This is a genomic window from uncultured Azohydromonas sp. (assembly GCF_937926365.1).
GTDB lineage: Bacteria > Pseudomonadota > Gammaproteobacteria > Burkholderiales > Burkholderiaceae_C > Azohydromonas.
In genome coordinates this window covers 1-6,589 of sequence record NZ_CALAOH010000078.1, presented here as the reverse complement: position 1 = coordinate 6,589, position 6,589 = coordinate 1, and the positions used below count along the sequence as shown (strand labels likewise).

General features: G+C 68.1%; 10 protein-coding genes. 7 read left to right on the top strand and 3 right to left on the bottom strand.

Going from position 1 to position 6,589, the window contains the following annotated elements; translation table 11 throughout:
* Window positions 1-531: MoxR family ATPase (locus Q0741_RS07930; protein WP_298232655.1), on the bottom strand; the 531-nt coding region annotated here is incomplete at its 3' end.
* A 178-nt stretch (window positions 532-709) separates the two neighbouring features.
* Here Q0741_RS07930 and Q0741_RS07925 point away from each other — a divergent pair.
* The 3 genes from Q0741_RS07925 (at window position 710) to Q0741_RS07915 (ending at window position 2,073) form a co-directional block, all read left to right on the top strand.
* The gene (locus tag Q0741_RS07925; RefSeq protein WP_298232656.1) at window positions 710-1,339 is read left to right on the top strand and encodes a c-type cytochrome; all 630 of its coding nucleotides are present in this window, start codon (window positions 710-712) and stop codon (window positions 1,337-1,339) included.
* Window positions 1,340-1,443: 104 nt separating this feature from the next.
* Window positions 1,444-1,641 carry a heavy-metal-associated domain-containing protein gene (locus tag Q0741_RS07920; RefSeq protein ID WP_298232654.1) on the top strand — a complete coding sequence of 66 codons (198 nt, stop codon included), beginning with the start codon at window positions 1,444-1,446 and terminating at the stop codon, window positions 1,639-1,641.
* Window positions 1,642-1,677: 36 nt separating this feature from the next.
* Complete coding sequence (locus tag Q0741_RS07915) at window positions 1,678-2,073, top strand: group II truncated hemoglobin (protein WP_298232653.1); 396 nt, start codon at window positions 1,678-1,680, stop codon at window positions 2,071-2,073.
* Between the two features lie 15 nt (window positions 2,074-2,088).
* Here Q0741_RS07915 and Q0741_RS07910 read toward each other — a convergent pair whose 3' ends face one another.
* Window positions 2,089-2,757: a Smr/MutS family protein gene (locus Q0741_RS07910; RefSeq protein ID WP_298232652.1), complete on the bottom strand. Its 669-nt coding sequence runs from the start codon at window positions 2,755-2,757 to the stop codon at window positions 2,089-2,091.
* A gap of 87 nt (window positions 2,758-2,844) precedes the next feature.
* Window positions 2,845-3,519 carry a DNA repair protein RadC gene (gene radC / locus Q0741_RS07905; RefSeq protein ID WP_298232651.1) on the bottom strand — a complete coding sequence of 225 codons (675 nt, stop codon included), beginning with the start codon at window positions 3,517-3,519 and terminating at the stop codon, window positions 2,845-2,847.
* A gap of 72 nt (window positions 3,520-3,591) precedes the next feature.
* Between radC and Q0741_RS07900 the strand changes: the two genes are divergently transcribed.
* The 4 genes from Q0741_RS07900 to Q0741_RS07885 all read left to right on the top strand — a co-directional run bounded on the left by Q0741_RS07900 (window position 3,592) and on the right by Q0741_RS07885 (window position 6,571).
* Window positions 3,592-4,035 carry an FKBP-type peptidyl-prolyl cis-trans isomerase gene (locus tag Q0741_RS07900; protein WP_298232650.1) on the top strand — a complete coding sequence of 148 codons (444 nt, stop codon included), beginning with the start codon at window positions 3,592-3,594 and terminating at the stop codon, window positions 4,033-4,035.
* Entirely contained in the window at window positions 4,035-4,994 is a 960-nt protein-coding gene (ispH, locus tag Q0741_RS07895) for a 4-hydroxy-3-methylbut-2-enyl diphosphate reductase (protein WP_298232649.1), read from the top strand. Before Q0741_RS07900 ends, ispH begins: the two co-directional genes overlap by 1 nt.
* A gap of 260 nt (window positions 4,995-5,254) precedes the next feature.
* On the top strand, window positions 5,255-5,872 hold the full coding sequence (locus Q0741_RS07890; RefSeq protein WP_298232648.1) for a transposase: 618 nt from the start codon (window positions 5,255-5,257) through the stop codon (window positions 5,870-5,872).
* Between the two features lie 39 nt (window positions 5,873-5,911).
* Entirely contained in the window at window positions 5,912-6,571 is a 660-nt protein-coding gene (locus Q0741_RS07885) for a hypothetical protein (RefSeq protein ID WP_298232647.1), read from the top strand.
* Window positions 6,572-6,589 lie beyond the last annotated feature (18 nt).

Genomic DNA, 6,589 nt, shown 5'->3' with positions numbered 1-6,589 from the left:
GATGTAGTGGAAGAAGCAGCGGCGCAGGAAGGCGTCGGGCAGTTCCTTCTCGTTGTTGGAGGTGATGAACACCAGCGGGCGGTGGCGCGCGCGGATGGTCTCGCGTGTCTCGTAGACGTGGAACTCCATGCGGTCGAGTTCGCGCAGCAGGTCGTTGGGAAACTCGATGTCGGCCTTGTCGATCTCGTCGATGAGCAGCGCCACGGGCTGTTCGGCTGTGAAGGCCTGCCACAGCACGCCCTTGACGATGTAGTGGTGGATGTCCTTCACGCGCTCGTCGCCGAGCTGGCTGTCGCGCAGGCGGCTCACGGCGTCGTACTCGTACAGGCCCTGCTGGGCCTTGGTGGTGCTCTTGATGTGCCACTGCAGCAGCGGCAGCCCCAGCGAGCGGGCCACCTCCTCGGCCAGCATCGTCTTGCCCGTGCCGGGCTCGCCCTTGATCAGCAGCGGGCGCTGCAGCGTGATGGCGGCGTTGACCGCCAGGCGCAGCTCGGGCGTGGCGACGTACTGATCGGAGCCTTGGAATTTCATCGGGTTCGGCGGGTTTGCAGGGGTGGCGTCCGAGTATAGGAGGCCCCTAGACTGCGGCTTGACGTCGCGCAAGTTCCCTCTGTGGCGGCCCGCAGCGGGCCGCTTTTCTCATCCCTCATCAGTACCCCCAGCAGAGACGATGACCAAGAACCTTGCCCTGTCGCTGGCCCTGGCCGGCATGTTCGCCACCACCGTGCACGCCCAGTCATCAGCCCAGCCCAAGGACAAGGCCGGCGATGGCGATGCCCGCGTCGCCATGTGCATCGGCTGCCACAGCATCCCCGGCTACCAGGCCAGCTTCCCGCAGGTCTACAAGGTGCCAATGGTCTCGGGGCAGGGCCAGAAGTACATCGAGGCCGCGCTGCAGGCCTACAAGAAGGGCGACCGCAAGCACCCCACCATGCACGGCGTGGCCGCCTCGCTCAGCGACCAGGACATCGCCTTCGTCGCGGCGCACTACGCGCAGCTCACCCCGTCAGAGGCCGCGCCCCCGCCCGACACGCCGGCGGCGGCGCCGGCGGACGTGGCGGCGCTGCTGAACAAGGGCGCGTGCGTCTCCTGCCACGGCGCCAACTTCAGCAAGCCCATCGACCCCAGCTACCCCAAGATCGCTGGCCAGCACCCGGACTACCTCTTCGCCTCGCTCAAGGCCTACCGCACCGAGAACAACGCCTCGGTGGGACGCAACAACGCCATCATGGGCGGCATCGTCAAGCAGTTCAGCAACGCCGAGCTCAAGGCCATCGCCGACTACATCGGCTCGCTGCCCGGCGAGCTCTACACGGTGCCGCAGTCGCGCTTCCGCTGACGCCGGCACGCCGGGGCTGCCACGGGCCCAGCGGCAGCCCCTCGGCGGCGAGGCTGCAGGCGCAGGGACGATACTTGCGGGTTGTCCTCAGCCGGGAGCCTTTGATGATCGAGTTCACCCTGCCCACCATGACTTGCGGCCACTGCGTCAAGACCGTCACCGAGACGGTGCAGCGCCTGGACGCCGCCGCCAAGCTGGACGTCGACCTGCCCACGCACAAGGTGCGCATCGACTCCCAGCTCCCTGCCGACACCTTCGCCAAGGCGCTGGACGAAGAGGGCTATACGCCCGCCGCTGCCTGAGCCGACCGCTTCCCTTCTTCTCTTTCGCAGCACCCGATGAGCAACGATGACGCGCCCAGCGCCTTTGAGCTGCTGGGCGGCGAGCCGGCCGTGCGCCGGCTCGTGGACCGCTTCTACGACCTGATGGAGCTGGAGCCGGCCTACGCCGGCATCCGGCGTCTGCATCCGCCCGACATGTCGGGCTCGCGCGACAAGCTGTTCTGGTTCCTGTGCGGCTGGCTGGGTGGGCCCAACCACTACATGGACCGCTTCGGCCACCCGCGGCTGCGCGCGCGGCACCTGCCCTTCGCCATCGGCCTGGCCGAGCGCGACCAGTGGCTGCTGTGCATGCAGCAGGCGATGCAGGAGCAGGGCCTGGACCCCGCTCTGGCGCAGCGCCTGGAAAACGCCTTCTTCAACACCGCCGACTGGATGCGCAACAAGGGCGGTTGAGCGGCGGCCCGCCGCTCACCCTCCGGCGGCGGGCATGGGGGCCGAGCGCCCGCGCAGCAGCACGATCAGCGCCCCGTGGCCACCCTGGCTGCCGCGGGCCTGCACGAAGGCCGCGACCTCGCTTTTCTGCACCAGCCACGCGCGCACCTTGCCCTTGAGCACCGGGGTGCGCCCGGGCGATCCCAGGCCCTTGCCGTGCACCACGCGCACGCAGCGCAGGCCGTGCTGCATGGCCTCGCGCAAGAAGGCGCCCAGCCGCTCGCGCGCGGCGTCGCGGCGCAGGCCGTGCAGGTCCACCTCGGCCTGGATCGACCACTGGCCGCGGCGCAGCCGCTTGAGCACGTCGGGTCCGATGTCGGGGCGGCGGAAGCTCAGCTCCGCGTCGGTCTCCAGCAGCGACTCCACGTCCACCTCATCGGACAGCGCCTCCTGCAGCGCCGCCTGCTCGTCGAGCTCGCGCTGGCGCGGCCAGGGCGCGGGGAGCTCGCGCACGTGTTCCTTGCGGCCATGGGCCTTGAGCGGCTGCACCGGCCCCACGGCCTGCGCGAACAGCGTGGCCGCGCTTTGCGCGCGGCGCGCGGCCTCGATCTCGCGCAGGCGCTGGCGTTCGGCCTCCTGGCGCCGGTGCTCCAGCACGCGCTTGATGGCGTCGAGCTCGTGCAGGCTGCGCAGCTTCACGTTCATCGGTACTTCCTTGCGCTGCGCGCGGTGTCTTGTATCAACGTCCCAGCCGGGCGGCACCTTCATCAAGGCGCCGCCCCGAGGACGCTATTACAACAAGCCGCGCTCGGCGAAGGAGACCGTCTGGCCCGCGCCGATCACAAGGTGATCCAGCACCGCCACGTCCACCAGCTGAAGCGCGTTCTTCAGGCGCTGGGTCAGGAACTCGTCGGCGCGCGAAGGCTCGGCCAGGCCCGAGGGGTGGTTGTGCGCCAGGATCAGCGCCCCGGCGTTGAGCTGCAGCGCACGCTTGACCACCTCGCGCGGGTAGACGCTGGTCTGCGTGAGCGTGCCGCGGAAGAGCTCCTCCATGCACAGCAGCCGGTGCTGGCTGTCCAGGAACAGCACGGCGAACACCTCGTGCTCCAGCCCGGCCAGGCGCAGCGACAGGTAGTCCTTGACCTTGGCCGGTGCATCGAACACGGGCGAGCGCGCCAGTTCCACTGCCAGCGTACGCCGCGCGATCTCCATCACCGCGCCGATCTCGGCCTGCTTGGCCGGCCCCAGGCCCTTGACCAGCGCCAGCTGTCGCGGTTGTGCCCGCAACAGGCCCGGCAGCCCGTTGAAGTCCGACAGCAGCTTGTCCGCCAGCTGCAGCACGTTGAGCTCGGGCAGCCCGGTGCGCAGCAGCAGCGCGAGCAGTTCGGCATCGGCGAGGGCCCCAGGACCGCGGGCAAGCAGCTTCTCGCGCGGCAGCGCGTCGGCAGGCAGGTCTTTCAATGGCATCGTCGCGTCCAGGGCGGTTGGGGGGCGGCTCGTAAAATCCGGGCCCGACCAAAGACCAGAGTTTCATACGCCGTGAGCACAATCCAGCCCGGGGCCTTCCTGACCCTGCACTACCGACTTTCGGGCCCCGACGGCGCCGACATCGTCAACACCTTCGGCGGCAAGCCCGCCACGCTGACCCTGGGCACAGGCGAGCTGGCCCCAGCGATGGAGGCGCGGCTCATCGGCCTGGGCGAGGGCGCGCACGAGCGCTTCGAGCTCGCCCCGGGCGAGGCCTTCGGCGAGCGCAATCCCGAACTGCTGCAGCGCGTGAAGGTGGCGCTGCTGCGCGAGCTGGGCGACCCCGACGCGCAGTACGGCGTGGGCGACGTGGTGCAGTTTCCCACCCCCGGCGGCGAAGCCAGCTACGCCGGCGTGGTACGCGAAGTGGGGCCGGATTGGCTGCTGTTCGACTTCAACCACCCGCTGGCCGGCCAGGGCGTGAGCTTCGAAGTCCAGGTCATCGGGGTGCTGTGATGAGCGTGCAGGAGGTGGTACTGGCGCAGCCGCGAGGCTTCTGCGCCGGGGTGGACCGGGCTATCGAGATCGTGGAGCGGGCGCTGGCGCGCTTCGGCGCGCCAATCTACGTGCGCCACGAGATCGTGCACAACACCTACGTGGTGAGCGACCTGCGTGCCAAGGGGGCGATCTTCATCGAGGACCTGTCCGAGGTGCCACCGGGCGCCACGCTGGTGTTCAGCGCCCACGGCGTGAGCCAGGCGGTGCGCCGCGAGGCGGCCGAGCGTGGGTTCCAGTTGTTCGATGCCACGTGCCCTCTGGTGACGAAGGTGCACGTGGAAGTGGCCAAGCTCGCGCGCGAGGGCTTCGAATTCATCATGATCGGCCACAAGGGGCATCCGGAGGTCGAGGGCACCATGGGCCAACTCGACGGCGGCATCCACCTCGTGGAGGACGTGGAGGACGTGGCCCGGGTGCAGGTGAAGGACCCGTCCAGGCTCGCGGTGGTGACACAGACCACGCTGAGCGTGGATGACGCGGCCGAAATCCACGCTGCGGTGCGCGCGCGCTTCCCGCAGGTGCGCCAACCCAAGAAGCAGGACATCTGTTACGCCACGCAGAACCGCCAGGACGCCGTGAAGCTGCTGGCCCCCACGGTGGATGTGCTCATTGTGGTGGGCAGCCCTACCAGCTCCAACAGCAACCGGCTGCGCGAGCTGGCGCAGCGTCTGGGCACGCCGGCGTACATGGTGGATGCCGCGGCCGACTTGCAGCCACAGTGGTTCAAGGAAGGCGCCCGCGTGGGCCTGACGGCCGGCGCCTCGGCGCCGGACATCCTGGTGCAACAGGTGATCCAGCGCCTGCGCGAACTCGGCGCGTTGAGCGTGCGGCGCATGGCCGGCGTGGAGGAGCACATCCGCTTCCCGCTGCCCAAGGGCCTGGGCGACCGCTCCATGACCGAAGCGGGTGAGGGCTGAGCTCGACTTTGGCCATTCCCGCGCTGTAAAGGCAAAGCGGATCGGCTTGTAGACTGACTTTTCTCTCCGGGCAAGGGAGAAGGTCATGTCTGTTTTGCCGACCCGCTTCGCTCAGGTCATTTTGTGCTTCGCCGGGCTGTTTTGTCAGCGAACTTGGCGACATGCCCAGTTGTTGCTCATAGGAGCAGTGCTGGTACCCGGAGCGCGCACGGTAGCCAGCGTGCTACGGGGTACTGGGCCTGGCCAACGATGCGCACTTCGTGAACTTCCATTGCGTTCTGAGCCGCGCGGTGTGGTTGCCGCGCGCGGCATCACGTGTGCTGCTGGGGATGCTGGTGCGTGCCTTCGTGCCCGACGGACCCATCGTGCTGAGTATCGACGACACGATCGAGCGCCGGCGTGGACCTCGCATCGCCGCACGCGGCATCTACCGTGATCCGGTGCGCTCGTCTCGCAGCCATTTCGTCAAGGTCGGCGGGCTGCGCTGGCTCAGCGTGATGCTGCTCGCACCTATTGGCTGGGCACATCGTGTGTGGGCGCTGCCCGTGCTGACGGCCCTGGCGCCATCCGAGCGCCATGACCATCAACGTGGGCGCCGTCACAAGGCCCTCACCGACCATGCACGGCAGCTGCTGCGCCAGGTCTCACGCTGGCTGCCGGGCCGAGACTTGGTGATGGTGGCCGATTCGAGCTTCTCGGCACTGGAGTTTTTGAACGCGCTGGCACCGCGGATGAGCTGCATCACGCGGCTGCGCCTGGATGCACGGCTGTTTGCGCCGCCGCCACCGTGGCAGCCCGGACGGCCTGGACGTCCAGCACTTAGGGTCCGTCCAACATCTACTGCTCCACTGTTGACTCGGGATTGGGCAGAGGCGTAGTAATGCCGATGTTGTCTCGCATACCCAGGAGGTGCCGCGATGCGCCCCTACTTTCATGTGTGCCAGTGTCCCGAGTGCCTGTCGCAGGCTGACAGCCCGACACGCGCACTGCACCAGCGAGTCAACCTGTTCCTGAGCCGGCTTGATGAACAACAGCGTCGCTGGTACGCCGCGCTGCAGGCACAGGAACTCGGCCATGGTGGCGAGAGGCTGGTGGCGAAGATCACCGGCGTCAGTGAGAAGACCATTCGGCGGGGCCGAAGCGAGCTCGATGCCGAATTGGCGGACCGCCCTGTAGGGCGGGTTCGCCAAGCAGGCGGCGGACGTCCCTTCACCGAGGAACATGATCCGCAGATCGAGCAAGCCCTGGAGCGGATACTGGAGTCCGAGACGGCGGGCGACCCGCAACGCCGCACCAAGTTCAAGCGCAGTTCACTGCGTCAGCTCAGCGCGCGGCTACGGCAAGGCGGCCACTCGGCATGCCCGACCACGGTGTCGCGGCTGCTGCGCAAGCTGGGCTATTCGCCCAAGGTCAACGCCCGACGCAAGGAAGCCAAGGCGTCACCTGAGCAGCGTGACGAGCAGTTCCGCCACATCGAGCAGCAAAAGCAGGCGTTCCTTGCCGCCGGTGAGCCAATCATCAGCGTGGACACGAAAAAAGAAGCCTCTGATGAATTTCAAGTGGGTTGCCGGGCATGAGGGTTGACCGCACTGAAG